We start from the raw sequence: 26574 nt of genomic DNA, 5'->3' as shown, positions 1-26574 counted from the left end.
GCCTATCACGGCCCGATCGGGCGGACCACGGCGCAGGAGGAATCATGGCAGTTTACGGCTGGATCGGACTAGGAAACATGGGCGGGCCAATGACCGCAAATCTCGTTGCGGCCGGGCACCAGGTCAAGGGATACGACCTCAACCCGGAGGCCTGCATCGCCGCCAAGGAACATGGCGTCGAAATCGTTGGCTCCATTGCCGAGGCGGTCCAGAGATCCGATGCGGTCTTCACCATGCTCCCCAAGGGCGAGCACGTCCGCAGCGTGTACGAGGGCCATGACGGAATCTGGGCCCACGCCACCGCGCAGACGCTGCTGTTGGACAGCTCGACGGTAGACATCGAGACCTCGCGCTTTTGCCACGAAGGCTCGCTCGAGCGTGGCCTGAAATTCGTTGACGCACCGGTCTCCGGGGGAATCTCGGGGGCCGCCGCCGCAACCCTGGCCTTCATGGTCGGTGGAATCCCGGAGCACACGGCCGAAGCGGTGGAGCACATCAAGCCGCTGGCGGGCAAGACCATCGTGGCCGGCGGGGCCACGACCGGTATCGCCGCCAAGATCTGCAACAACATGATGCTCTTCATCGACCTGATGGCCTCGGCCGAGGGCTCCCAGCTGGCCGAGAAGCTGGGGCTGGATCCCAAGGTCTTCTGGGAGATCGCCTCGGTCTCTTCGGGACGCTCGTGGGCGCAGCAGACCTGGTACCCGGTGCCGGGCGTCATCGACACCTCGGCTGCAAACAACAACTTCGATGCAACGTTCCGGGTGGACCTGGCCCGCAAGGATGTCGGGTTGGCCCTGGACGCCGGCGAGATGACGGGAGTCAAGCTCCCCGCGGCGACCCTGGCACGCGAGCACTTCGACGCACTGATCGCCGAAGGCCTGGGAGACAAGGACTGCTCCCTGATCGTCAAAAACGTAACACCGGACGGCACCGTAGCCGGCTACACCCAGGAGAAGAAGTAACCCATGTCGCAAACACTTGAACACCTTTCCGTGTCCACCATCGGCCACCACATCGGCGGCACGTCCATCACCGACTCCGAACGCTTCGGCCCGGTCTACAACCCCGCCACCGGCGAACAGACCGGCCAGGTAGCACTGGCCAGCGCACAGACCGTGCGCGAGGCAACCACGACCGCGGCTGCGGCACAGCGCGGTTGGCGCCGCCTGGGACTGGCCAAGCGCAGCCAGATCCTCTTCACGGTCCGCCAGCTCATCGACGAACGCCGCGCCGAACTCGGCGCGATCATCACCGCCGAACACGGCAAGGTCCTCTCCGATGCCGACGGGGAGATCGTCCGCGGCCTGGAAAGCGTGGACTTCTGCACCGGGCTGATGCACCACCTCAAGGGCGAATACGCCGAACAGGTCGCCACCGGCGTCGATGTCCACCAGACCCGGCAACCGCTGGGCGTGGTCGCCTGCATCACCCCCTTCAACTTCCCCGCCATGGTCCCGCTGTGGATGATCACCACCGCCATCGCCGCCGGCAACGCGGTGATCCTCAAGCCCAGCGAACGCAACCCCTCGGCAGCCAACTGGATTGCCTCGATCTTCGAGGAGGCAGGTCTGCCGGCCGGGATCCTGAACGTCGTGCACGGTGACAAGGAAGCCGTCGACGAGATCCTCGCCAACCCCGGGATCACCGGAGTCTCCTTCGTCGGTTCCACGCCGATCGCCAAGTACGTGTATTCCACGGCGGCGGCCAACGGCAAGCGGGTCCAGGCGCTGGGAGGCGCGAAGAACCACATGGTCGTGATGCCCGATGCGGACCTGGATGCCGCCGCGGATGCCGCGATCTCCGGTGCCTATGGCTCGGCCGGGGAACGCTGCATGGCTGTTTCGGTCGTTGTGGCCGTGGGCTCCATCGCCGATGAACTCGTTGCCAAGATCTCCGAGCGCATCCCCGGGCTCAAGGTCGGCGACGGGACGCACCCGGACTCGGAGATGGGCCCGCTGATCACCGCCGCCGCACGGGACCGGGTGGCAGGATTCATCGCCTCGGCCCAGGAAGAAGGTGCCGAGGTATTGGTCGACGGCCGAAACCAGCACTTCGACTCCAACGGCTACTTCATCGGCGTCTCGCTTGTGGACCACGTGAAGCCCGGGATGCGGGTCTATGACGAGGAGATCTTCGGTCCCGTCCTGGCCGTGGTGCGCGTGGATGACTACGCGCAGGCCGTTGAGCTGATCAACTCGAACCGCTTCGCCAACGGCACGGCGGTCTTCACCCGCGACGGCAAGACCGCCCGGGAATACGAGTTCGACATCGAGGTCGGGATGGTGGGCATCAACGTGCCGATCCCGGTGCCCATCGGTGCCTTCAGCTTCGGCGGGTGGAAGGACTCGCTCTTCGGCGACACCCACATGTACGGCCCGGAATCCTTCAACTTCTACACCCGGCGCAAGGTCGTCACCAGCCGCTGGCCTGACCCGAGCGAATCCCAGATCGAATTGGGATTCCCCACGCACTGACCGAGTTTCCGCGCCAGGTTGGGTCGGGAACCCCCACGGGGGCGCTCGACCCAACCTGGCGTGGGGACCATCGAACACAGCCATAGATTTCGATTTAACCCAGGACAGGATAACGCGACATGCCCGAGACCATGAACGCCGTGGTGGTTTCCGAACACGGAGGCCCGGAAACCTTTGAATTTCGGCAAGCCGAGCGGCCGTCGCCAGCGGCGGGCCAGGTCCTGGTGCTGTTGTCCGTCGCGGGGGTGAACTACCTTGACGTCGCCCAACGCAGTGGGGCCACACCGTTGCGGGCCCCGTTCCTTGCAGGTGTCGAGGGCGTGGGAGTCATCGAGGCACTGGGCGAGGAGGTCACCGGGCTTGCGCCCGGACAGCGCGTGGGGTGGCTTGCCGGAGGCCAAGGAAGTTTCTCCGAGTTCGCGGTGGTCGATGCCTCCAAGGTGGTGGCGATCCCCGCCAGCATCGACGACGCCACAGCCGTGGCGGCACTGATGCAGGGCATCACTGCCCACTACCTGGTGCATGACACCTACACTGTCGGCCCGGGCGACACCGTGCTGATCCATGCGGCCGCCGGGGGAGTGGGCCAATGGTTGACACAAATCGCAAAGCTGAAGGGTGCACGGGTCATCGGAACGGTTTCCACCCAGGCCAAGCAGGATGTGGCGCTGGCCAACGGGGCGAATGAGGCCATCGGCTACGAAGGGTTTGCCGACAAGGTCCGCGAGCTCACCGGAGGGGAAGGCGCATCGGTCGTTTACGACGGGGTTGGGAAGGCGACCTTCGACGAAAGCCTGCGGGCCCTGCGGATACGCGGCGTGCTGGTCGCGATCGGCGGCGCCAGCGGACCGATTCCAACCCTGGACGTGAACTCGCTGGCCGGGCTTGGGTCCCTGTACGTCACGCGACCGACCGTGGTCCACCACGTGCGCACGGCGGAGGAAATTGCCGGTCGCGCCGCTGACATCTTCGGCTGGATCGCTTCGGGGGCCATCAAGGTTCCCCAGGTGACGCAGTACGGCATCGCCGATGTCGTCGAGGCGTTCAAGGCGCTGGAATCCCGCGGCACCACGGGCAAGGTGGTCCTGAAGCACTCGGCGGACAGCCGCCACAAGGAGTAACCGACGTGGCCGGGCGGATGGGTCCGAACCCGCCGGCTCCCGGGGAAGTCAATACTGTCCGGCGGCGTCGTACGCGGGATCTTAACGCGCGGTTCACCTCACCGTGGCCGCAGCGTTGTTCGGGACGGGCAGCGTGGTGGGTGTCCGTCCCCGACATCGAAGGATCCCCATCATGAGGCTTCGCACCATCACCCTTGGAATACTCACCGCATGCTTGGCCGCAGGGCTGGCAGTCCCGGCCGTTGCCGCGCCCGTCGTACCGCAGGAGAACGAGGCGCCGATCCTGATCGGCCACCGCGGAGCCGCCGGCGTCGCACCGGAGAACACCCTGGCCGCCGTCAAGGCCGGCAGCCAGTCGGGTGCCGACTTCGTCGAGATCGACGTTCAGCTCTCCAGCGACGGCGTCCCGTTCATCTTCCACGACAACACCCCCGCACGCACCACCAACGTCGCCGACGTGTTCCCGGAGCGCGTCAACGACCCGATCACCTCATTCAGCTGGAACGAGCTGCAGCAGCTCGATGCCGGATCCTACTTCTCGGCCGACTTCGCCGGCGAGAAGATCCCGCACTTCGATGCCGTGGCCGACGTTCTCACCGGCGAGACCGGCGTGTTCATCGAGATCAAGTCCCCGTCCCAGTCCCCGGGCGTCGAGCAGGTCGTTGCCGATGCCCTGGCCAACGATGCCGAGTGGAGCGAGCTGGAAAAGGCCGGCAAGATCGAGGTCCTGGGCTTTGACGCCGCCTCGAACAAGGCTTTCGCGGAGCTGGCCCCGGAGGTCCCGCTGCAGCAGTTGACCGGCACCGTCCCCGGCGACGCGGTCCTGGCCGACTACGCAACCTACGCCGATTCCTTCGGCACCAGCTACCGCACCCTCGACGCAGCCGGCGCAGCTCGGGTCAAGGAAGCAGGCCTGGGCCTCGGCGTTTACACCGTCAATTCCACCGAGGCCGCGGATGCAGCCCTGGAACTGGGCGTCGAGCGCATCACCGGCGACTTCCCGCAGCAGGTCAACCGGCACCTCAATGGCCAGAAGGTCTTCCCATCGAACAACGGAGTTGTCATCTCAAACGCGATCAACGACGTGCCGGGCAACGACCTTCAGCCGGAAACCGGCGAACACGTCATCCTGACCAATAACGGCAACCGCACGATCGACGTCGGCGGCTACGTGCTGCGCGATGCAGCCAACAACATCCTGCGCATCGGCAAGGGCTTCAAGCTGACGCCGGGAGCGGAACTGCGCGTGTACTCCGGGCCCGGTACCAACACTGCCGAAGCGTTCTACCTGGGCGGCGAGACCGCAGTCCTGAACAACGGCGGCGACTCACTCGGCCTCTGGACCGCCAAGGGCCAGCTGGCCGACACCTTCGCCAACTAGTTCCGGCAGCAGCAACTGCCGTACCAAGACGGCCGGGCCCACCCCAATCGCTCTAGGGGTGGGCCCGGCTTTCGCGTTGCCCCTGTTCACGGAAAGACAATTCAGCATCCGCAGGCTCGGGAATTTGTGGGCGTTACACCAAGCCGTTGCTGACGGGGCTAGGTGTATGGCCAGTCCTTGAGCTCGTTGCATGTTCCTGACTCATGAGCATTCACGACAAATTGGACGTCGGAATATAGTGCCGACTGGTTACCACCGTCGCTATTGGGTCGCCACGTTCCGGCCGTGGAGTTGGATTGAGCAGGTGGCCGTGGTGCACAACATGCAATCGTGGAAGCCAGCCTTGACATCTGCTTGAGTAAGTCGGGTGGTGGCAGCTCCAAATCCACAGCATGGCATTGAACGATGGTCTGGTGACCAACGATGTCGTGCAGTTGGGAGTGTTCCTGGCCTTGGGCGTATACGAGGTGCCCGGCAGTAAGTCCGAAGCGGATGCAGTATGCCAGCATCTGATATACGTCGGCATTGGGGTATTTCATGGAATCCGGAGCCTTGTACTTGGCGTCGATAATGGCTAATCGACGGTCAGGGCCATGCCAGACCAGGTCCGGTCGAAGTGCGAGTCTTCCTTCTTTATCGAGAAATGTTCCGGTTTCCTGCAGTTTTGCCTTGCCGCCGATGTCGGCAAAGTTGTGGGCCAAGGTGACAGTGACGAAGTCTTCGAAGATCTTCCACATATCGAAAAGGAAAGCATTGGCCGTTAGCTGTCCCTTAACGTGTTCCACCGAGGAGTTTCGGAGAATCATTTCCGAGAGGAACAACGCCTGACGATATCTGGAATTGAGTCTGGTGTAGTGGATATAGGGAAGTTCCTGACCTGGAATTAGCAGCTTGACGCCGTCAAATAGCGGAGTCAGTTTGCGCAGCCCTGACCGGGTTTCTGAATCAAGCATTGGAAGTTTCAGAAGTCGTTGCAAGGCAGAAAAGAGCAGCCTGTTTTCCGGCACATCAATCGTGAATTCGTCGTAGACTACCTGGGCTGGGAACGCCAGCCCTCCCTGGCGTCTGATTTGCGCCGCGATGTCGATTCTTCCGCGCACCATGGGCCGCGCGTCTTCAAAAGTTTCGTAGCCCTGAACGAATCCCTGCTTCCAGATCTTCGACGCCTGTCGTAGGAAAGCCACAGCCATGGCGTTCAGCAGATTCTTGTCGCTGTCTAGTTGAATTTCTTCGTTCAACCAGAACTTTGGATTCAACGCGAACTGCATCATAAAGAAAAGCTGTGAAATGGGAACCTTGGGACGGATCAAGATCTGTTGGCCATCAATTCTAACGACGCCGACCTTGCGGATATTGGCAATAGTCCATTCGCCACCACCCTCCGGGGTTACCGTTGCGATGCGCAACCGGTTGAGCGTTGAAGCAGCATCGTCGGACAAAGTATGGCGCTCCGGGCGGCTACTTTCGTGTAGTTCGAGATGCCTCATGGCCCTAACCGTCCACAATATTCAGATTCTCGGATCGATCTGTGGATTCTTTGTTCAAGTGCGCGCGGAGACTTTTTAACCCGTACTTTTCCTCAACGTCGACGTCCTCGCCGAAATGGTATTCGCTGAGCAACGGGAGGACATCGTATTCCCAGATCTCTTCCAGCTGGCCATCCAGGAATGTGCCGTTCTTGGGCATGAGATAGCTTGGCCCCAACTTGAAATCAGGGTTGTTGATCCTGAGATTGACCTCGTCCAAGAGCACCGCAGGCTCGGGTTCCAGCCCGTGGTGCTCCAGCCACTGGGGAAGAACTGATTTAACGGGTTGCTTGTCCGGATGAAGTTCAACGAAGGAGAAGCGCCGGCGCATGGCTGCGTCGAGCAATGCAATAGATCGATCGCTGGTGTTCATTGTTCCGATAAGGAAGAGATTTCGCGGCAGGATAAAGGTGTCTTCGTCGTTTTTGCTGTACTGCAATTTGATCGGCTGGTCGCGGTACTCCAGCAGGAAGTACAGCTCCCCAAAAATCTTGGCGAGATTTCCGCGATTGATTTCGTCTATTACCAACACATAGTTGTATTCGGGATTCTTGACGGCTTGCTCCACGATTCGCCGTAAGGGCCCGTCAGCGAGCTCATAAGTCAATGTGCCTGAGGCCGAAGTTACAGGGCGGTAACCTTGGAAGAAATCCTCGTAGGAATAGCTGGGATGGAACTGCACTATTTCCGTGTATTTGTCATCTCCGGCGATATGCTCAGCAAGTTTCAAAGCCACGAACGTCTTGCCAGTGCCCGGAGGCCCGAAAAGGATGATCTGCCGACGCCGTTCGATTAGGTCAAGTTGCTTCTGCAGCCACGCGGAGTGCATAAAAAGGCGCTGGGCCAGTGCCGGTGTGACGCGGGGGAATGGACGTAGTTCTCCAAGCATATGTTCGACGCTACTCGCCGGAACGGGCTCGTCTAGCTCTTGATCGGGTTCTTGGATATTTGCAGGTGTCTTTAGTGGGGAGACCTTCCATGCGTCGACATAAGGTTGTTCATTGAAATCGACGGCTTCACCGGACTTGATCTGCAGTTGAAGCACAATCGCGAAAAGATCTCGGTCGATGTCCCCTGTGCTTTCTCCGATTTCCCCGATGAAGGCTGAACGAATGGCTTCCTTATCACGGGGCGAAACAATGGACGTCAGCTTGTGCGGATGGACCAGATAGGCCAAAGAATTTCGTTGGGTGGGGAAACTATCCCCGGGCAGGCCCTGGACAAAGTCGCGCCAGGCCCAGGGATCTACGAGGAGTGTCTGCTTTTCATCCTCAGACTTATTACACCAGTCGTGCAGCAAGCGGATGATCAGAACCATGGCATCATATATTTTTTGGTTCATCGCGGGGCCGGGATTGAAGCTGCCTGCTTTGAAAGCCGTGGATACTTCCGCAGGAACCTGAACAGGGTGTTCCATATACCCCAGGAGCGTGTGTACGCGTTCCATTTTCTTTCGTTCGCCCACGGATTCCGGGTTCACTGGCAGGAGCTGCCAACAGACAAGCTCGGACATCAACAGGCGGGCGTCTTCTGAAACCTTGGCCAACTGACCCTTGAGTTTGTTAATGAAGTCTCCCGATCCGAAATCCGGTGCGCCGATGAAGACCGAACGGAGCTCATCTACCGGACCCGTTGACCAAATTTCACGGTCAGGCGAAAAAACAGAGTCGCCGTTTTGAAGCCCCCGATCAACGAATAGCTGGGCGGCGTTGCGAATGGACTCTTCGTCCTTGCTTCGGGCTACGATAATCGACTGAAGCTGCTCCTTTCGTTTGCCGGTGTACTCCACGCTCCATGCCTTGTAGCGGTGGCGTGCTTCCGCCACCAGATCAATGGCGTTTTCGTGGTCATTAAGGGCCTGCCTGCCCGAATCGGTGATACTCCACAGCCCGGTGCCGTCCTTCTCGAGCCAACCCGCCTTCACCAAGTCGACGGAGGACCACATGAGATCGATTTCGGCGCGGGTCTTTCCGTCGGATTTCTTCTCGACTTCGGTGCCTTCTGCAGGTATCCGGTCGAACACCTCGGAGGAGAGTGAATTCGGCCCGTAGGCTTTGGCGCGCCCATCGGGACTTGCGGAGAGTAGTTCCAGGACGAGTCGGACCCGTTTCGAATTGTTGTCAGAGGTAGGCATGATGAGCTCCGTTTCTTCTTACTAGCAGGTTACGCCTGCACATCCACAGAACGGTGGGTCGATCCCAGGGCGCATGTGTTGCCTAAAGTTCGCGCACATCGCGCCGGATCGGATGGTCCTCGGGAACCTGCACCAGCACGATCCGGGTGCCGTCCGGGTCCTGGATCCATCCCTCGATCAGTCCCCACGGTTCGGTCTGCGCCTCCCGAGCGATCCCGACGCCGAGGCCCGCGAGTCGCTCCAGCTCCGCCTGGACGTCCCGTACCTGCAGCCACAGCACCAGGGACGAGTCGCTGCCGACCTCGCGGGTGCCCGCAACCTCGAGCAGGCCGTTGCCCAGGAAGAACACCAGCCCGCGGTGCCCGGCGGGCCCGAACTCGCGGGACACCGCCAGGCCCAGCACGTCGCGGTAGAACGCTTGGGTCTCGGGCAGGTTCACGGGCCGCAACAGCACCCGGCTTGAGAGGATCTCCATGGATCCCAATCTACCGGCGGCAGGGGTCCCTAGCGCCAGGAAACCTCGTTGATGAGCGCCTGGCCCTCGGCCACATAGCCTGTCATCTCCGCCGACGGGACCATGGAACCGCCGGTTGACCACACCACATGGGTCGCGTTGGCCAACGCCGCATCATCCAGCCCGAACGCGGCGCGGTATGTTTCGTCTTCGAGGATGCGCCACGGGCCGGCGAACCCGGCCGCTGCGGAAGGCTCCACGTCGATGCCCTCGGTGTCGTGCAACAGGCCGACGAACGCCTTCATGCGCTCGTCGGTGACGGTCACGTATCCGTCGATCAGCTGCTGCAGGTGCTCGCCGACCAGCCTCGAGGGACGGCCCACTGCCAACCCGTCCGCCGCGGTGAGCCCGTCCAGGCCGATGTCCGCCACGGAAATTGAATCGTGCAACCCGGTGCGCACGCCCAGGGACATGCACGGGGCGTGGGTCGGTTCGGCAAAGACGCAGTGCACCGCGTCCCCGAAGGCAGCCTTGAGGCCGAAGGTGACGCCTCCCGGTCCGCCGCCCACGCCGCAGGGCAGGTGGACGATCAACGGGTGCCGCTCATCGACGGTGACGCCCAAGGACGCCAGCTGCCCGGCCAGCCGCGCCCCGGCGACCGAGTATCCGGCGAACAGGCTCAGTGAGGCCTCGTCGTCGACGAACCAGACACTCGGATCCTCTTCGGCGGTGCGGCGTCCGGCGGCCACGGCGTCGGAGAAGTTGCCCGCGTGCTCCACCACGGTGACGCCGCGGGAGCGCAGCAGCTCCTTTTTCCAGGCCCGGGCATCCATCGACATGTGCACGGTGGTGTTGAACCCGAGCTCGGAGGCGACGATGCCGATGGACAGGCCCAGGTTGCCGGTGGATCCAACGGCAATGCCGTGGCGCGAGAGCACCTCGCGCACCTCGGGCCGTTCCAGCACCCGGGCGTCGTCCGTCCCGGCCATCAGGCCGGCGGCGATGGCGATGCGCTCGGCGACCTCGAGCACCTCGTGGATGCCACCGCGTGCCTTGATCGACCCGCTGACCGGAAGCGCGTCGTCGCGCTTGAGCCACAGCTTGCCGGGCAAGTCCGCGCCAAAGCGGGCGCCGAGTTCGGCCTGCATGTCGGGGATGCCGACCAGCGGGGATTCCAAGATGCCGTGCGTAGCGCGGGTGTCAGGGAAATGCTCGGCGAACCAAGGGGCGAAGCGGCCGAACCGGACCCGGGCGTCGTCCACGATGGCCGGGTCGATGCCCGAGGCCTCGATTCCCGCCGCGGTGTCGGTGGGCGCGGCCGCGAACCAGGCGGTCTCCTCGGCCCGGGCCAGGGCAGCGACGACGGGATCGGTAAGGAGTTGCTCGAGGTCGAAGGCTTGGTTCATTGTCGTGGGATTCTCCATGTTTGCGGGCATTCTGCTTCCCAATGTAGGACACCGGATTGTCGGCGGCGAATCGGCGGCGGTCAGACCCGGCAGGACAGATGCTCGTAAGGCACCTCAGCGGCGGAGGGACGCACCGGTGGGAACGACCGTGGAATTCACGAGTGACAACCGTTAGCGTGAGTCCCGTGAAGAGTTTGCCCATCCAGCAGGAAGAAGGCACCACATGCGCGCGATAGTTTTCGAGGAATGGAAGCAGTTTCCGACGCTCAAGGAAGTCCGAAAGCCCGAGGCAGGTCCCGGAGAAGTCCTACTTAAGGTCGCAGGTGCCGGGGCATGCCATTCAGACGTGAGCATTTTCCAGGATTTCACGGCAGAGATGCCGGGCAACATGAAAGCGGGATTTACGCTCGGGCATGAAAACTCCGGATGGGTGGATTCAGTCGGAGAGGGTGTCAGCGGTGTCAACATCGGAGAAGCCTATTTGGTCTATGGTCCCGTTGGCTGTGGCCGGTGCAAGGCCTGCTCGCGTGGACAAGACACGTACTGTGAAAACGCCGCGACCAATCCGTACGCCGGGATCGGACTGGGGCGCGATGGCGGCATGGCCGAGTATGTCGCGGTTCCGGCACGCAACTTGATCCCGCTGGGCGATGCCGATCCGATTGCCGCTGCACCGCTCGCGGACGCGGCCCTTACCCCCTATCACGCGATCAAGGGTGCGCTGCCGCACCTGAATGCGGGCGGACGATTTGCGTTGGTCGTGGGCCTGGGTGGACTGGGCCAGATCGCGGTGCAGATACTCAAGGCGCTCACCGGCGCCACCATCATCGCCACGGACATGAAGCCCGAAGCGATGGCCAAGGCCGAAGAGGCCGGGGCCATCACCGTTCCATCCGGACCCGACCAAGTCCGGAAGATCCGAGAAATTACGGGCGGACGTGGGGTCGATGCGGCATTCGATTTCGTGGGTGTCACCCCCACGTTGGCGACCGCCACGGCTTCAATGGCGCAGGGCGGCAAGCTCGTCGTCGTCGGGATCGCCGGTGGCGTGCATGAGTGGAGCTTTTTCACCACTCCGTACGAGTCGGTCATCACCAACACCTACTGGGGAACCATTGAGGAGCTCCACGAGGTTGTCGACATGTATCGGGCGGGCCAGATCACTCCGGAAATCGAGACGTACTCGTTGGAAGACGGACTGGAGGCCTACCGGAAAATGGTGGCGGGCAAGCTGAACGCCCGGGCGGTCATCGTTCCGCACCAGGCCTAACGAATCGATGCCCCGTCGCCGCTTGCGCAAGCGGCGACGGGGCATTCGTCATGGGGTCGTGGTCGTCGTTGGTGCATGCCGCGCCAACGTGGCTCGGGCATGGCGCAGCAGCGGCTCGTCGACCATTTGTCCCTCGAAGGTGAACACACCGGCGGATTTCTCCGCCGCCGCCAGGACGTTTTTGGCCCTGTCGACCTGCTCGGTGGTGGGAATGAAGGCCTGGCGGATGAACGGCATCTGCCCGGGATGGATCGAGGCCTTCGCCCCGAAGCCCGAGGCCGCCGCGTCAACGGACTCGCCCAGCAAACCCGCGTGGTCGCCGATGTCGATGTAGACCGAATCAATGGCAACCTTGCCATAGGCTCCGGCTGCCAACAGGACCTGGGACCTGGCATGCCTGACTACATCCCGGTACGTGCCCGACTCCCTGCGGGAAGACGATCCTCCCAAGGAGGCGACCAGATCCTCGGCACCCCACATCATGGCCACGACGTTGCGAGTGCCGGCAATGACCTGGGCGTTGAGGATGCCCAGCGCGGTCTCGCACAGGGCCACGACCGCGTAGGCGGACAGCCGGGACAGGTCCTCGGGCCCCTCGGTCTTGGCGAGCATGATGGTGCGGTAATCGGTGGAGGACAGGGCCCGCAAGTCCGCAGTGAAGTCAGCGGTGCCCACCGGGTTCACCCGGACGATGGTGCGCTCCGGATCCAAGGGATTGTCCACCAGTGCCTGGCGGGCAGCCGACTTGTTCTCCGGTGCCACGGCGTCCTCCAGATCGAGGATCACCGCGTCGGCGCGTTCGAGCGCCTTGGCATATCGATCGGGGCGGTCCGCAGGGCAGAACAGGATTGCGGGTCCCATGGTGAAGATGCTCATGGTGCTTCGTCCTCGGTGTCGTAGGTGAGTGTTGCGACAATTTGGTTGGCCTTGACCAGGTCACCGACCCGCAAACGTCCCATCTGTACGGTACCCGTCCCGGGGGCCCGCATGGGGTGTTCCATCTTCATGGCCTCGATTGTCACCAAGATCTCACCGGCTTCGACCCATTGCCCGTCGCTGACTCCCACCGCGATCACGGTGCCGGGCATGGGGGAGCGGACATCGGGCGAGGCCTCGCCGGCAACGTGGTCGCGGTTGGCCAGTTCCCGGCGGAGCAGTTCGTGCCGGTCGGGGAATCTGACGGAGGCAACCCAGCCGTCGTGGCTGAGCCACAGGGTGGATTCGTCGCCAAATGCCGTTGCAGGATGTTGTTGAATCCCATCGACGGCAACCGAACCTCCGGGCAGGAACGCGACGTCGAAGTCCCTGCCGTCCATGGTGAACGTGCGTCCGGCTGCGGTGGGAACCGACGAGAGGGTGCGAATCCCGTCGTTCACCTCGAGGGTGGTGGCCAGCGCCGCGGGGGTTCCCGTCCTCCAGGAGTCCCGCGCGTGCCAGGTGCCGCCTCGGCCCGGGTGCCGCGTCATCTCCAGTGCCGCCGCGAAAACCATTTCGGTGTCGGTGACGGCGCGGAACGCCATGGATGGCATCTTGCGTTCGATCAGCGTGGTGTCGAGGTTTCCCTCGCGCACGTCGGTGTCCTCCAGCAGCAGACGCAGGTATTCGATGTTGGTCAGCACCCCCAGGATCTCGGTGTGCCCGAGGGCGGCATCCAGCCGGCCCAGCGCAGCGTCCCGATCGGCGCCCCACGCAATGACCTTGGCCAGCATCGGGTCGTAGTGCGGGGAGATTTCAAGACCGGTGGTCAGCGAGGAATCCACGCGCACATAATCCCCTGCCGGTTCGCGCACTGCCAGCAACCGTCCGGTGGAGGGCATGAAGTCGTGGGCCGGATCCTCGGCATAGACGCGTGCCTCGATGGCGTGCCCGTGCAGGGACACCTGCTCCTGGGTGAAGCCCAGCGGCAGGCCAGCGGCGATGCGAACCTGTGCCTCGACCAGGTCGATGCGCTCGCCGTCCAACCGGGCAACTTCTTCGGTGACGGGGTGCTCGACCTGAAGGCGGGTATTCATTTCCATGAAGAAGAATTCGCCCGGTGCCTCGTCCGAAACCAGGAACTCCACGGTCCCGGCACCCACGTAGTTCACCGAGGCGGCGGCGGCCACGGCCGCCGCACCAATCTCCTCGCGGATGCGCGCCCCCTCCGGGTGGTTCGCCAGCAGCGGGGAAGGTGCCTCCTCGATGACCTTCTGGTGGCGGCGTTGCAGGGAACATTCGCGCTCGCCCAGGTGCACGGTGTTCCCCTGGGTATCGGCCAGGATCTGGACCTCGATGTGCCGCGGGCTGCACACCAGGCGTTCAAGGAAAAGCGTGTCGTCGCCGAAGGAGCTCAATGCGGTGCGCCGGGCGCTGGCCAGCGCCTCCGGCAGCTTGTCCGCGGAATTCACGGCGACCATGCCCTTGCCGCCGCCTCCCGCGGAGGGCTTGATCAGCACCGGGAAGCCAATCTCGGATGCCGCGTCGATGAGTTCCTCGTCGCTGAGCTCGGGCTCGGCAATGCCGGGGGTCACCGGCACGTCGTGGGCAGAGACATGGTTCTTGGAGCGGATCTTGTCACCCATGAGCAACAGCGCATCCACCCCGGGTCCGATGAAGGTGATGCCTGCATCCTTGCATGCCCGGGCAAACTCGACGTTTTCCGAGAGGAACCCGTAGCCCGGGTGCACCGCTTGGGCACCCGAGGCCCGGCAGGCGGCAATGACGTTGCCGATGTTCAGGTAGCTTTCGGCGGCAGGGGAGCCGCCCACGTGGATGGCAACGTCGGCCTCGCGCACATGCAGCGACCGGGCATCCGCATCGGAGTAGACGGCAACGGACCTGATGCCCATGCGCCGGAGAGTGCGGATCACCCGGACGGCGATCTCGCCGCGGTTGGCAACCAATACCGTGTCAAAGAGTTTCGTGGTCATGTGCGCATCACATCCTGAAGAGGCCGAAGGAGGTTTCGGGCAAGGGTTGGGTGGCACAGACATCCAGTGCCATGCCAAGCACGCGCCGGGTGTCCACAGGATCGATGACCCCGTCGTCCCAGAGTCGGGCGGTGGAGTAGTAGGGGTTTCCCTGGTCCTCGTACTGTTGCTTCAGGGGTGCCTTGAACGCGTTCTCTTCCTCGATGCTCCACGTGGAACCGGCGGCCTCGATCCCATCGCGTTTCACTGTCGCAAGCACCGAGGACGCCTGGTTGCCGCCCATGACGGAGATGCGCGCGGCCGGCCACATCCACAAAAAACGCGGGGAGTAGGCCCGTCCGCACATCGAGTAGTTGCCGGCACCGAAGGACCCTCCGATGATGACGGTGAGCTTGGGGACCCGCGCGGTGGCGACCGCGGTGACCATCTTGGCGCCGTGCTTGGCAATGCCGCCGGCCTCGTAGTCGCGGCCCACCATGAACCCGGAGAGGTTCTGCAGGAATACCAGCGGAATGCCGCGCTGGTCGCAGAGCTCGATGAAGTGGGCGCCCTTGAGTGCGGACTCGGAGAAGAGCACACCGTTGTTGGCAACGACGCCCACGCGATGGCCGTGGATGCGGGCGAACCCGGTGACCAGCGTGGTTCCGTAGTTGGCCTTGAATTCGTGGAATGCGCTGCCGTCAACGATCCGGGCAATGACCTCGCGCACGTCGTAGGTGGCGTTCACGTCGGTGGGTACGGCGCCGTAGATTTCTGCCGGGTCCGCGATCGGAGCAGCGACCTCGGGGATGACATCCCATACCGGCTCGGGGGTGCGCGGCAGCGTTTCGATGATGTCGCGCACGATGGAGATGGCGTGGGCGTCGTTCTCGGCCAGGTGGTCGACCACGCCCGAGGTCCTGGCGTGAAGGTCCCCGCCGCCGAGCTCCTCGGCCGTGACGACTTCGCCGATCGCTGCCTTCACCAAGGGAGGACCACCCAGGAAGATGGTCCCCTGGTTGCGGACGATGACTGTCTCATCGCTCATGGCCGGGACGTAGGCACCTCCCGCAGTGCAGGATCCGAGGACCGCGGCGATCTGCGGGATCTTGCGTGCCGAGAGGTTGGCCTGGTTATAGAAGATGCGGCCGAAATGTTCGCGGTCGGGGAAGACCTCGTCTTGCATGGGCAAGAAGGCGCCGCCGGAGTCCACCAGATAGACGCAGGGAAGCCCGTTTTCCAGGGCGATTTCCTGGGCACGAAGGTGCTTTTTCACCGTGATGGGGAAGTATGTCCCGCCCTTGACGGTGGCGTCGTTGCAGACAATCATCACGTAGCGGTCATGGACCAAGCCGATGCCCGTGATCAGTCCGGCGCCTGGGCTGCCGCCCTCGTACATGTCCTCCGCGGCCAGCGGTGCGATTTCCAGGAAGGGAGAACCGACATCCAAGAGTGCCTGGACGCGGTCGCGGGGCAGCAGCTTGCCGCGGTCCACGTGGCGTTGCCGGGTCTTCTCCGAACCACCCTTGGCAGCGGTGGCCAGGCGTTGGCGAAGTTCGGAAACCAGCGCTTCCTGTTCGGTGGCGTTCTTGAGGAAGGCGGGGGCGGTCGTATCAATGGTGCTGGGCAGTATTTCCATGAATCCTCTTTCCTCTCGTGGTGTCTTGGCGGCGCATGGCCTTAACCGGAAATTGTGACCGAAGTTCCGGTCGGCTCGCTGGCCACAACGACAGGCGGGCGAATGTAGTCGATACCGTCGAGCATGGTTTGGTTTGCCGAGAGGATCTTGCAGGCCATGGCCACGAAGTTGTGTTGAACCTCGATGAGTGTCAGCCGACCGTCGGGCCGGTACCAGTGGGCCACACCGGTTCCCATTTCCATCAGGGCAAGGCGCGCCATGGTGGCATCATCGGTGGAGAAATCGCCGACGCGGATCCCTCGCTCGACGACCTGCGCAAAGAGCGATTCGTAGTCATCGCGCAACTTCTGCATGGCGGTGCGGTTATCGGGTGAGAGCGCGCGCATCTCGTATTCGGCCACCCGTGCCGTCAGCGGATTGGTGGCGGTGAAGCCAACGTGAGACGAAACCAGGGCCGCCAATTGGATGGTCGGCTCGGCGCTGATGCGCATTGCCGCCGCTCCGGAGGTGATCATCTCGTCAAGGCAGCTGCGCATCACCTGAACCAGCAGTTCTTCCTTGCTGCCTGCATAGTGGTAAATCGTGGCGGAGTTGATGCCAGCGGCCCCGCCCAGCTCTCGGATCCCGGTCGCGGCGAACCCCTGCCGGGCAAAGAGCAGTACGGCAGCCTGCTGTACCTTGCTGATGTTCACCATGGACCCCGCTGCTGAGTATGAAAACAGAACCAATCATTCGATTGGCTTCATGACTCCAGCAAACACCGTGACGCCGGTCACTGTCAATCAATTGATTGGGAAACGTTGGTGCATGGCTGATGCTGCAGGTTACCCGGGTGCGCAACCATGGTCCCGCCCGGGAGCTGGGCGGCGATACGCACTACCCGAAACCGCCCGACGCCATCGCCGCAGATCCGCGGCTACGGCGCGGTAATGACCTGGCCGGCGTAGGACAGCCCGCCACCGAAGGCGAAGAGCAGGATCGGGGTGCCCGAGGGCAACGGCTGATCCGCCATCATTTTGGACAGTGCCAAAGGCACCGAGGCAGCCGAGGTATTTCCCGAATACACCACGTCGGTGGCGACGATTGCGTTGGGGGCACCGATCTGCGCGGCCAGCGGCTCGATGATGCGCAGGTTGGCCTGGTGCAGCACGATCGCCCCGATTTCTTCGGGGTCCAGCCCGGCGCGTTCGATGACCTTTGCGGCGATCGCCGGCAGTTGGGTCACGGCCCATCGGTAGACGCTCTGGCCGTTCTGGGCGAACTTGCCGTTGTTGGATTCCTCGATGCGTATCGCATCGGACATCGAGGGCACCGAGCCCCACAGCACCGGGGAGATTCCAGATTCCGCGGAGGCCGTGACCACCATGGCTCCGGCACCGTCGGCGGTGAGCACGCAGGTGGTGCGGTCGGTGAAGTCGGTCGCGTCGGTGAACTTCTCCGAGCCGATGACCAGCGCGTTGGTGGCGCTGCCGGCGGCGATGGCGTGCTGGGCCAGTGCGAGTGCGTGGCAGAAGCCGGAGCAGACGGTGTTCACGTCGATGGTTGCAGGTCCCTGGTCCATGCCCAGCGCGTTGGCCACGCGGGCGGCCATGTTCGGGGAGCGGTCTCGCTCGGTGCAGGTGGCCACGATGACCAGGTCGATTTGTGTAGCGTCGAGGTCCCCGGCATTGGCAAGGGCCATGCGACCGGCCTCGGCGGCCATGGAGTCCACGGTGTCGGATTCCCCTGCCCAGCGGCGTTCCTTGATGCCGGTGCGGCGGGTGATCCATTCGTCGCTGGTTTCCACGAAGGTTTCCAGTTCCGCGTTCGGCACGATGCGCCCGGGCTGATAGTGGCCGAAGGAAACAACTTTGCTGGCGGTCAAAGGGTTGGCTCCTGCTTGCGGGAATGATCTCGCCTGCAAGGGTACTGCCTGGGGTGGTGTGCCGGTTATTTGCATGACGCGGGGCGGGCCGTCAGAGCAACTGCCCGCCGCGCTTGCGCGCCTGCAGCACCATGGTGCTCTGCAGGTGGGTCATCGACTTGCTCCACGAAGGATCCGACAGGAAGTCGTAAAGCTGAGCAGGGTTTGCGACCGTGATGTCGGCAACCAGCTGGCAGTCCCCGGCCACCGCGGCCGCGTAGCGGACCTCCGGACGCCTGGCCAGGGCCGCGCCGAGGGCCTCGACCTGGTGCGGGGCGGTGTGGATCCACAGCAGCGCCTCGGTGTTCAGCCCCAGCGCCTCGGGCTCGACCAGCGTGCGGATCGCCAGGTGGGAGTTGCGGATCAGCCAGTCGATGCGCCGGGACACCGTGGACTCCGACAACCTGACCTGGCGTGCGACGGCCTCCACGCTGGCGCGGCCGTCGCGCTGCAGGGCCTGGATGATCAGTTCGTCGTTTTCGGTGAGCCGGGCCGCTGCCTCGCGCACGCCCTGCTGCCGCGTGTCGTCCTGGGTCAGCTCGGTGTGCAGCGCGAGCTCCTCCGCGGCGGTCAACACCCCGATGCGCCAGCCGCGGATGGTGCGGAAGTACTTCAGCACCGGATAGGTCGAGCAGGAGATCAGCCCCGGGGTCGAGGGCACCTGCAAGGTGAGCAGCTCGTTCAAGGCATGCGCCTCGCAGATGACCTCGGCCACCACGTCGCCGACCCCCGTCACCATGTAGCTGAAGGTGGTGTCGGCGCGCTGGGCCAGCGATTCGCAGGCAAGTCTGGCCGTTCCCGGCGTGCACGCCAGGCGCATGATGACCGACGATTCGCGCATGCGCAGGGCAGCGACGGTGATGGCCTTGGAGGCGAGAAGCTCCGAGCCCTGCCTCGCCACGGTGCGCTCGTGCTCGTCGAGCACCTGGGCGATCTTGCGCCAGGTGGCGCGGCCGTCCACCTGGAGGGCGCCGATGATGCGTTGTTGCAGTGCGCTGAGATCGCCTTGGGCCATGGGGTCCCCTTTGTAGTGGAAGCTCGCCGACCACGGGTCGGCCAATGACTGGCAGGCAATGGCCGTGGCAACAGCGTATCCAATGCCCGTCCCGCTGTGGACTCCCGTGCAGGAACCAGCGCCCGGCACGCGCCATTACCGGATTTCCTGTCCCTTCAGTCCTGTTGCAACCCACTGCGGCGCGCGCTCGGCGAAGCTCGTTCGCTGCTCAAAGTCTCGGGCGTAGCACAGCAGTTCCACGTCCTTGTAGTGGTTGGCCGTCATTTGCAGGCCCACGGGCAACCCGTCGGCGGTGAATCCGGCCGGTATGGACAGTGCCGGCAGCGAAGTGCCGGAGATTAGGCATGCCGAGCGCATCCAGTCGAGGTAGGTGGTGGCCGGGACTCCGGCGATCTCCTGCGGGTAGCGCCAGCTGGCGTCGAAGGGCAGGACCTGTGCGGCGGGGCTCAGGAAGAGGTCGAACGTGGCGAAGAATTTCTGCACGGCGATTTCCAGCCGGGTTCGTGCCGCGGTGGTGGCGATCAGGTCCTCGGCGTCCAGCGCCCACCCCTTCTCGACATTCCAGATGACTTCCGGCTTGATGATCTCGCGCCGGGAACGCACCAGGTCGCCCAACATGGCGGCGAAATCGTACGCTCGGGTATTGCCGAAGACCAGGTCGGCTTCGCGCAGGTCGATGGAGGCCTCCTCGACATGCGCCCCGGCCTGTTCGAAGACGGCGATCTGCGCGTCCAGCACCTCCAGGACCTCCGGTTCGACCGGGACACCGATCCCAAAGTCCCTGCTGTAGCCGATCCGGATTCCGCGCAGCGCGTTTGGTTCCAGCTGCGCGAAGTCGCGGCCGGAGAGCGTGTTGGGTGTCAAGACCCTGTCGCTGTCGCCGGCGGTGGCCTCCATGAACAAGGCGATGTCGTCCACGGTCCGCGCCATCGGTCCGCTGCGTGCCAGCCATGACCACGCATCCGTTGGCGCGGGCATGGGGATCACGCCGTAGGACGGGCGGAAGCCAACCACGTTGCAAAAGGATGCGGGTATGCGCAGCGAACCGCCCATATCCGAGCCCTCGCCCAGGGGCTGGATGCGGGCGGCAATGACGGCGGCAACGCCCCCGGAGGAGCCGCCGGCACTGAGCGCGGTGTCGTAGGGGTTCGTGGTGGTGCCGAAGACCTCGTTGAAGGTGTGGGAACCGGCCCCGAACTCGGGAACGTTGGTCTTGCCCGTCCGAATGGCCCCGGCCGCGGCCAGCCGCGCGATCTGCAGGTCGTCGGTCTGGGGAACGTTGTCCTTCAGGGCGAGCGAGCCCTGGGTCGTGAGCAGGCCCGCGGTGTTGAACGTGTCCTTGTGCGTCATCGGCAGTCCATGGAGCAGCCCGGTGGACTTGCCCTGCGCAGTGGCCTCATCGGCCTTCGCTGCGAGTTCGCGGGCGCGGTCGAAATCGGTGGTGACGACTGCATTGATCGGGCCATTGACCCGCTCGATCTGCTCGATGTGGCTCTCGAGGGCTTCCCGGGCCGACAGGTCGCGGCGCTTGATCGCTTCGGTCATCTCCCGGGCGCCCATGTCTTGAATCGCGTTCACGTTTTCCACGTCCTTGCTTGATTGGTTGGTCGATCGGCGCTGGGCCGAGATTCCTGATGTCCACAGTCTGTGCGCGCCGCGGACCGTGTGAATAGTCTGGTCGGGAAATTGGTCCAGAATGCATGAAAACGACAAATCCATGACGAAATCCCTCATTGGTTGCCAGAATCCCGGGGGCGGCGCAATCTGGAACGAAAGAGACGTGGCTCATAGTTTAGCCGGGAATGTGGCTGACGGCGGCGGCGTCGATGAGACCAAAGGAGAAGTTGCCGTGCCGCAAATCCACCCCCTCGCTGCAAACCCGACATCCACGGATATCTGGGCCGTGGCGAACACCCCGATCCTCTGGATCTGCGCACTGGGCGTCTTCGCCGTGATCTTCGTGCAGACCTATCTCTATATCAAGGCCGCCCGCCGCGCGGCGCCGCACATCGGCATGCCGACGCGCGAACTGAAGGAATCCTTCCGGGCCGGGGCCGTCGCCTCCATCGGGCCTTCGCTGGCAGTGGTGCTGGTGGCCATCGCCCTCCTGGCGCTGTTCGGGACCCCGGCGGTGCTGGTCCGCATCGGGCTGATCGGCTCCGCCTCGACCGAAACGGCCTCGGCGTCCCTGGCGGCGATTTCCATGGGCACCGTGCTCGGCGGGCCCGAATACACGCAGCAGGTCTTCGCCGTCGCGTTCATGGCCATGTCCCTCTCGGGCGGCATGTGGATGCTCTCCACCCTGGTGCTGACCCCCGTGCTCAAGCGCGGCGGCAAGAAACTGGCGAAGGCCAATCCGGCGGTCATGGCACTGATCCCGGCCGCCGCATTGCTCGGCGCCTTTTCGATGCTGGCCATCGCGGAGCTGCCCAAGTCCAACATCCACGCGGTCACCTTGATGATTTCCGCTGCAACCATGTGCCTGTGCCTCTTCCTGGCCAAGCTGCTCAAGGCGCGGTGGCTCAAGGAATGGGCGCTGGGCTTCGCCATCATGGTCGCCATCGCCGCCGCCTACCTGATGCACACGGCCTAGCCCCGCGTTCCCTGCAAACAAGAAAGCAGAAAAACCATGACCACCCCCGTCGCCACCCATTCCGATGCCTCCATGGCCCGTTTTGAATCCGAGACCACGCGCTACGGATCCCTGACCATGCTTGCCGGTCTCGTCTTCTCGCTGCTCGGACCCGTCTACCTGGTCTTCTTCTCGGGCCTGGAGATCACCGGACCCATGGTCTGGATCGCGTTCGTCGCGGTCGCGGCCACCTTCGGGGTCTTTTGGTTCGTCGAGCCGCTGACCTACTTCCCGATCCTCGGCTCGGCCGCGATGTACCAGGCGTTCATGATCGGGAACATCTCCAACAAACTGCTCCCCGCCGCCATCGTTGCCCAGTCCAGCATCAACGCCAAGCCCGGAACCCGGCGCGGCGACCTGGCGGCCGTGATGGCCATCGGCGGGGCGGCCACCGTCCACCTGACCAGCCTGTTGGTCTTCGTCGGGCTGCTGGGCACGTGGCTGGTCTCGCTGGTCCCCGCCAGCATGATCGAGGTCGCCCGCCTCTACATCCTGCCCGCGCTCATGGGGGCCGTGCTCGTGCAGGCGATCGTGAGCATGAAGCGCCTGCGGCCGACAGTGATCGCGGTGGCCCTTGCCCTGCTGGTCCAATTCGTCATCGTCCCCGCCGCACCAAAGATGGCGCTCTTCGCCACCGCGCTGGTGGTCGTCTGCTCGATCATCCTCTCCTGGGTGCTGCGGGACCGAAAAGAAGTCCACACCGCCGTCGAAGTCGACTGATCCAACCCTCCGCCGGCCTCCGCCACACGCGGCGCCGGACACCGAACGAAAGGAAGCACCCACATCATGACCGCACCCACCCTGGACCTCGAGGGCATCGCCACCGACTGGATGCACGAGCAGTACCTGCACCTGCACCGGCATCCCGAACTCTCCATGCAGGAGCACGAAACCGCCGCCTACATCCAGGCGCGCCTGGCCGAACTCGGCATCGAGAACTTCCGCTGCGGCGGCACGGGCGTGGTGGGAATCCTGCGCAACGGCCCGGGCAAGACCGTGGCCTTCCGCGCCGACACCGACGGGCTGCCGATCAAGGAGGACACCGGGGCCGACTACGCCTCGACGGCGACCTCGCATTTGCCCGACGGCACCGAGGTCCCGGTCATGCACGGCTGCGGCCACGACACCCATGTCGCGGTGCTGCTGGCCGCGGCGCGATTCCTCGCGGAAAACAAGCCGGCGTGGCACGGGACGCTGGTGCTGGTGTTCCAGCCCGGGGAGGAAACCGGCGCCGGGGCCCGGGCCATGGTCCAGGACGGACTCTGGGAGCGGGCGCCGCGGCCCGACGTCGTGCTCGGACAGCATGTCTTTCCCTACGCGGCCGGATCCGTGCACATTTCCTCCGGCACCGCGATGGCCCTGGCCGACGCCCTGAAGGTGACCCTGCACGGGAAGCAGTCCCACGGCTCACAGCCGCAGGACTCCATCGACCCGATCCTGCTCGGCGCCCACATCATTGCCAGGCTGCAGGGGATCGTTTCCCGGGAGCTGGCACCGACAACGCCGGCGGTGGTGACGGCGGGGACGTTCCACGCCGGCCTGAAGGAAAACATCATTCCCGACCGCGCCGAATTCACGCTCAATGTCAGGACGCTGACTCCCGAGGTCCGCGCCACGGTGCTGGAGGCGATCACCCGGATCGTCAACGCGGAGGCCCAGGCCTCCAATGCGCCCGCACCCGACATCGAGCACGTCTACGACTTCCCGCGCTGCTACAACGATCCGGACCAGACGCAGTCGGTCATCGCGTCGCTGCGCGCCGAGCTGGGCCAGGAGCAGGTGGTCCTGGCCCCGCCGGTTATGGGCAGCGAGGACGTGGGGTGGCTCGGCGATTCCATCGACGTGCCCACCGTCTACTGGTTCTTCGGGGGATTCCCCGCGAACCAGGAGCATCCGCCGGTGAACCACTCGCCGTATTTCCTGCCCGAGATGGAACCGACCCTTTCGGCCGGGGTCCGGGCGGCGGTGGCGGCCATTTCGGGCTACCTGGCCTAGAAACCAAACGGGTGCGGAAGGCGACGATGTCTCCTTCCGCACTTGCATGTTCCGGCCCGGCACCGCCTCATCTTCCCGTCCTCCGGTGCGGGGTAGTGGCCGTCCACAGTCCGTCGGATGAAGGCGCTGTCGCGAGGTGTGCCGGCGCATCCGGCGGGCTTGGAGGTGGAGCTGGTCAACGTCCTGCGGGTGGGATTACGCCAGCGACAACAGTCGTATCGTGAGCCGATACACGATACGGTAATTTCGTGATCGTCAGTTTCCGGCACAAGGGGTTGGAAGCGCTCTATCGCGACAATTCCAAGAAGGACGTGCAGCCCGCGCCTGGGGCCAAGCTCCTCCGCATCTTGGGCGTGCTCGATATTGCGCAAACACCGCCTGACCTCGCCATTCCCTCGTTCCGCACGCATGAACTCAAGGGCGACCTTGCCGGACACTTCTCGATCTGGGTCAACGGCAATTGGCCTGTGACGTTCCGATTCGCTGGACAAGACGTCGAGCTCGTTGACTACAGGACTACCACTGAAGGAACAGCACCATGATGAAGAACCCACCGCACCCGGGTGAGATCATTCGCGAAGACGTGCTCGCCGAACTCGGCTTGACCGTCGCTGAAGCCGCGCTGAGGTTGGGGGTCTCCCGCGTGACCCTGAGCCGCGTTGTCAACGGACGTGCCGGCATCAGCCCGAACCTGGCCGTCAGGCTGGAGCTTGCCGGGACCGGTACCGCCCGAGGATGGCTTGCCATGCAGGTGAACTATGACCTTGCCCGGGAGCTGAACGGCAAGACACACGACGTGAAACCACTCGACGCCGCCTGAACAGTGGGCTAAACACGGGCACTCCCACGCTTCGATGAAGTGTGGGAGTGCCCGTGTTCGCGTTCGGCCAATGTGAGGCCCGAGCTTGTTGGCGCTACAACGCCCTTAGAATCACGGCGCTTCCCTGTCCGCCGCCGCCGCAGATGCCGGTGGCGCCCACGGATCCGGCGCCGAGCTCGGCGAGCTGGCGGGCAAGGGTGCCGACGATCCGGGCGCCCGAGGCACCGATCGGGTGGCCCAGGGCGATGGCCCCGCCCTTGGCGTTGACGATCTCCGGGTCGATGCCGAGCTTCGCGGTGGAGCGCACGCCCACGGCGGCAAAGGCCTCGTTGATCTCGACCGCCTTAAGATCCGCCGGCGCAATGCCGGTGCCTTCCAGTGCGGCGAGGATGGCATTGGCGGGCTGCTCGTGCAGCGTGACGTCGGGCCCTGCCACCAGGGCGTGGGAGACGATCTCGGCCATTGGCTTGATGCCCAGGCGTTCGGCGGCGGCCTTGCTGACCAAGACCACCGCGGCGGCGCCGTCGGTGATCTGCGAGGCGTTGCCCGCGGTGATGGTTCCCTCCTTGCTGAAGGCGGGGCGCAGCTTGCCCAGGGAATCGACGGTCGTGTCGGCGCGGATGCCGTCATCGGCCGAGACCACGGTGTCCCCGCGCCGGGAGGAAATGGTGAAGGGTGCGATCTCCCCGGCATGGAAGTCGGCGGCCGCGGCGGCCAGCTGGTGCGAGCGGGCGGAGAACTCGTCCTGCTCCGCACGCTTGATGCCCATGGAAGTGTTGCCGTCCTCGGTGGAGGAGCCCATGGAACGCTTTTCAAACGCGTCGGTGAGTCCGTCGAATTCGAGGGTGTCGATCATTTCGATGGCACCGTACTTGGTTCCGGCCCGGGCGCGCTGGACGTGGGGTGCCAGCGACATGGATTCCTGGCCGATGGCCACCACCACGTCTGCCTCCCCGGCGTCGATCATGCGGGTTCCTGCCACCACTGCCTCGGTGCCCGAGAGGCACACTGCGTTCAGCGTCAGGGCAGGGATGTTGAGGCCGATGCCCGCGCCGACGGCGGACTGGCGTGCCGGGTTCTGCCCGGCACCTGCCTGCAGCACCTGGCCGGCGAAGACTCGCTGGACCTGGTCGGCGGGGATCCCTGCACGTTCGAGCGCCGCAGCGGCGGCGTGGGCTCCCAGGTCAGTGGCCGACACGGTGCCGAAGGCCCCGTTGAATCGGGCGAACGGGGTGCGGGCGTACCCGGCGATCAGTGCGCTCATGCTGCTGCTTCTTCCTTGAGGTCAATGGTGAATGGTGCGCCGGTGGTTTCGCGCAGGGACTCGACGGTGATTCCGGGGGCCATGGCGCGCAGCACCAGGGCGGCATCGAGCACGTCGAACACGGCACGGTCGGTGATGATCCGGTCCACCACGCCGACGCCGGTCAGCGGCAGGTCGCAGGTTTCGACGATCTTCGGGGTGCCGTCCTTGGCCACGTGGTCGGTGATCACGATGACGCGCGGGGTGCCGGCCACCAGATCCATGGCCCCGCCCATGCCCTTGACGAGCTTGCCGGGAATGGTCCAGTTGGCCAGGTCGCCGTTGGCGGCGACCTGCAGGGCGCCGAGGATCGCGGTGGCCACATGCCCGCCGCGGATCATGCCGAAGGAGGTGGCCGAGTCGAAGTAGCTGCCGCCGGGCAGCAGGGTGACGGTCTGCTTGCCGGCGTTGATCAGGTCGGCGTCCTCCTCGCCCTCATAGGGGAAGGGTCCCATGCCCAACAGTCCGTTCTCGGATTGCAGGGTGACGCGCACGCCCTCGGGCAGGTTGTTGGCCACCAGGGTCGGGATGCCGATGCCCAGGTTGACGTATTGGCCGTCGGTCAGTTCGCTGGCGGCAATCGCCGCCATTTCATCGCGTGTCCACATGC

At 64.3% G+C, this 26574-nt stretch carries 23 protein-coding genes; 10 read left to right on the top strand and 13 right to left on the bottom strand.

The window, feature by feature from the left end; all coding sequences use genetic code 11:
- Window positions 1–44: 44 nt before the first annotated feature.
- The 4 genes from mmsB to ABD687_RS12410 all read left to right on the top strand — a co-directional run bounded on the left by mmsB (window position 45) and on the right by ABD687_RS12410 (window position 4979).
- On the top strand, window positions 45–965 hold the full coding sequence (mmsB, locus tag ABD687_RS12425) for a 3-hydroxyisobutyrate dehydrogenase (protein WP_310290752.1): 921 nt from the start codon (window positions 45–47) through the stop codon (window positions 963–965).
- A gap of 3 nt (window positions 966–968) precedes the next feature.
- Window positions 969–2477, top strand: coding sequence for a CoA-acylating methylmalonate-semialdehyde dehydrogenase (locus tag ABD687_RS12420; protein WP_310290755.1), 1509 nt, complete (start codon window positions 969–971; stop codon window positions 2475–2477).
- A gap of 119 nt (window positions 2478–2596) precedes the next feature.
- The gene (locus ABD687_RS12415) at window positions 2597–3598 is read left to right on the top strand and encodes a quinone oxidoreductase family protein (RefSeq protein ID WP_310290757.1); all 1002 of its coding nucleotides are present in this window, start codon (window positions 2597–2599) and stop codon (window positions 3596–3598) included.
- A 172-nt stretch (window positions 3599–3770) separates the two neighbouring features.
- On the top strand, window positions 3771–4979 hold the full coding sequence (locus ABD687_RS12410) for a glycerophosphodiester phosphodiesterase family protein (protein WP_310290759.1): 1209 nt from the start codon (window positions 3771–3773) through the stop codon (window positions 4977–4979).
- Window positions 4980–5137: 158 nt separating this feature from the next.
- Here ABD687_RS12410 and ABD687_RS12405 read toward each other — a convergent pair whose 3' ends face one another.
- The 4 genes from ABD687_RS12405 to dsdA all read right to left on the bottom strand — a co-directional run bounded on the left by ABD687_RS12405 (window position 5138) and on the right by dsdA (window position 10499).
- Entirely contained in the window at window positions 5138–6466 is a 1329-nt protein-coding gene (locus ABD687_RS12405; RefSeq protein ID WP_310290762.1) for an McrC family protein, read from the bottom strand.
- A gap of 4 nt (window positions 6467–6470) precedes the next feature.
- The gene (locus ABD687_RS12400; protein ID WP_310290764.1) at window positions 6471–8639 is read right to left on the bottom strand and encodes an AAA family ATPase; all 2169 of its coding nucleotides are present in this window, start codon (window positions 8637–8639) and stop codon (window positions 6471–6473) included.
- Between the two features lie 82 nt (window positions 8640–8721).
- On the bottom strand, window positions 8722–9114 hold the full coding sequence (locus ABD687_RS12395) for a VOC family protein (RefSeq protein ID WP_310290766.1): 393 nt from the start codon (window positions 9112–9114) through the stop codon (window positions 8722–8724).
- Window positions 9115–9143: 29 nt separating this feature from the next.
- Complete coding sequence (gene dsdA, locus ABD687_RS12390; RefSeq protein WP_310290768.1) at window positions 9144–10499, bottom strand: D-serine ammonia-lyase; 1356 nt, start codon at window positions 10497–10499, stop codon at window positions 9144–9146.
- A 223-nt stretch (window positions 10500–10722) separates the two neighbouring features.
- Here dsdA and ABD687_RS12385 point away from each other — a divergent pair, with 223 nt between their 5' ends.
- Window positions 10723–11769 carry an NAD(P)-dependent alcohol dehydrogenase gene (locus ABD687_RS12385; RefSeq protein WP_310290771.1) on the top strand — a complete coding sequence of 349 codons (1047 nt, stop codon included), beginning with the start codon at window positions 10723–10725 and terminating at the stop codon, window positions 11767–11769.
- A gap of 48 nt (window positions 11770–11817) precedes the next feature.
- Here ABD687_RS12385 and ABD687_RS12380 read toward each other — a convergent pair whose 3' ends face one another.
- The 7 genes from ABD687_RS12380 to ABD687_RS12350 all read right to left on the bottom strand — a co-directional run bounded on the left by ABD687_RS12380 (window position 11818) and on the right by ABD687_RS12350 (window position 20774).
- Window positions 11818–12645, bottom strand: coding sequence for an HpcH/HpaI aldolase/citrate lyase family protein (locus ABD687_RS12380; protein WP_310290773.1), 828 nt, complete (start codon window positions 12643–12645; stop codon window positions 11818–11820).
- A complete protein-coding gene (locus ABD687_RS12375; protein WP_310290775.1) occupies window positions 12642–14678 on the bottom strand; it encodes an acetyl/propionyl/methylcrotonyl-CoA carboxylase subunit alpha in 2037 nt (678 codons plus the stop codon). The genes ABD687_RS12380 and ABD687_RS12375 overlap by 4 nt, the downstream gene beginning before the upstream one ends.
- 7 nt (window positions 14679–14685) lie before the next feature.
- On the bottom strand, window positions 14686–16296 hold the full coding sequence (locus ABD687_RS12370) for a carboxyl transferase domain-containing protein (RefSeq protein ID WP_310290777.1): 1611 nt from the start codon (window positions 16294–16296) through the stop codon (window positions 14686–14688).
- A gap of 41 nt (window positions 16297–16337) precedes the next feature.
- The gene (locus ABD687_RS12365; RefSeq protein WP_310290779.1) at window positions 16338–16991 is read right to left on the bottom strand and encodes a TetR/AcrR family transcriptional regulator; all 654 of its coding nucleotides are present in this window, start codon (window positions 16989–16991) and stop codon (window positions 16338–16340) included.
- 221 nt (window positions 16992–17212) lie between these two features.
- Window positions 17213–18160, bottom strand: coding sequence for a beta-ketoacyl-ACP synthase III (locus ABD687_RS12360; protein ID WP_310290781.1), 948 nt, complete (start codon window positions 18158–18160; stop codon window positions 17213–17215).
- A gap of 91 nt (window positions 18161–18251) precedes the next feature.
- Entirely contained in the window at window positions 18252–19214 is a 963-nt protein-coding gene (locus ABD687_RS12355; RefSeq protein ID WP_264268705.1) for an Lrp/AsnC family transcriptional regulator, read from the bottom strand.
- 135 nt (window positions 19215–19349) lie between these two features.
- The gene (locus ABD687_RS12350; protein ID WP_310293436.1) at window positions 19350–20774 is read right to left on the bottom strand and encodes an amidase; all 1425 of its coding nucleotides are present in this window, start codon (window positions 20772–20774) and stop codon (window positions 19350–19352) included.
- Window positions 20775–21072: 298 nt separating this feature from the next.
- Between ABD687_RS12350 and ABD687_RS12345 the strand changes: the two genes are divergently transcribed.
- The 5 genes from ABD687_RS12345 to ABD687_RS12325 all read left to right on the top strand — a co-directional run bounded on the left by ABD687_RS12345 (window position 21073) and on the right by ABD687_RS12325 (window position 24661).
- Window positions 21073–21807, top strand: a complete 735-nt coding sequence (locus ABD687_RS12345; protein WP_302266398.1) for a DUF5058 family protein — start codon at window positions 21073–21075, stop codon at window positions 21805–21807.
- 36 nt (window positions 21808–21843) lie between these two features.
- Window positions 21844–22566: a hypothetical protein gene (locus ABD687_RS12340; protein WP_310290783.1), complete on the top strand. Its 723-nt coding sequence runs from the start codon at window positions 21844–21846 to the stop codon at window positions 22564–22566.
- Window positions 22567–22632: 66 nt separating this feature from the next.
- Entirely contained in the window at window positions 22633–23841 is a 1209-nt protein-coding gene (locus tag ABD687_RS12335; RefSeq protein WP_302263935.1) for an amidohydrolase, read from the top strand.
- Window positions 23842–24089: 248 nt separating this feature from the next.
- Window positions 24090–24383 (top strand): type II toxin-antitoxin system RelE/ParE family toxin, encoded by a 294-nt coding sequence (locus ABD687_RS12330; RefSeq protein ID WP_302263937.1) that lies wholly within the window; start codon window positions 24090–24092, stop codon window positions 24381–24383.
- On the top strand, window positions 24380–24661 hold the full coding sequence (locus ABD687_RS12325) for a HigA family addiction module antitoxin (RefSeq protein ID WP_302263939.1): 282 nt from the start codon (window positions 24380–24382) through the stop codon (window positions 24659–24661). The genes ABD687_RS12330 and ABD687_RS12325 overlap by 4 nt, the downstream gene beginning before the upstream one ends.
- A 94-nt stretch (window positions 24662–24755) precedes the next feature.
- Here ABD687_RS12325 and ABD687_RS12320 read toward each other — a convergent pair whose 3' ends face one another.
- Together ABD687_RS12320 and ABD687_RS12315 are read right to left on the bottom strand one after the other, a co-directional pair.
- Window positions 24756–25925, bottom strand: a complete 1170-nt coding sequence (locus ABD687_RS12320; protein ID WP_302263941.1) for an acetyl-CoA C-acyltransferase — start codon at window positions 25923–25925, stop codon at window positions 24756–24758.
- Window positions 25922–26572: a CoA transferase subunit B gene (locus ABD687_RS12315; protein ID WP_310290786.1), complete on the bottom strand. Its 651-nt coding sequence runs from the start codon at window positions 26570–26572 to the stop codon at window positions 25922–25924. Before ABD687_RS12315 ends, ABD687_RS12320 begins: the two co-directional genes overlap by 4 nt.
- Window positions 26573–26574 lie beyond the last annotated feature (2 nt).

Origin of the sequence: Paeniglutamicibacter sulfureus (assembly GCF_039535115.1) — a bacterium.
Taxonomy (GTDB): Bacteria; Actinomycetota; Actinomycetes; order Actinomycetales; family Micrococcaceae; genus Paeniglutamicibacter; species Paeniglutamicibacter sulfureus.
The sequence above is the reverse complement of the archived record's forward strand: the minus strand, read 5'-3'. Positions and strand labels throughout refer to the sequence as shown.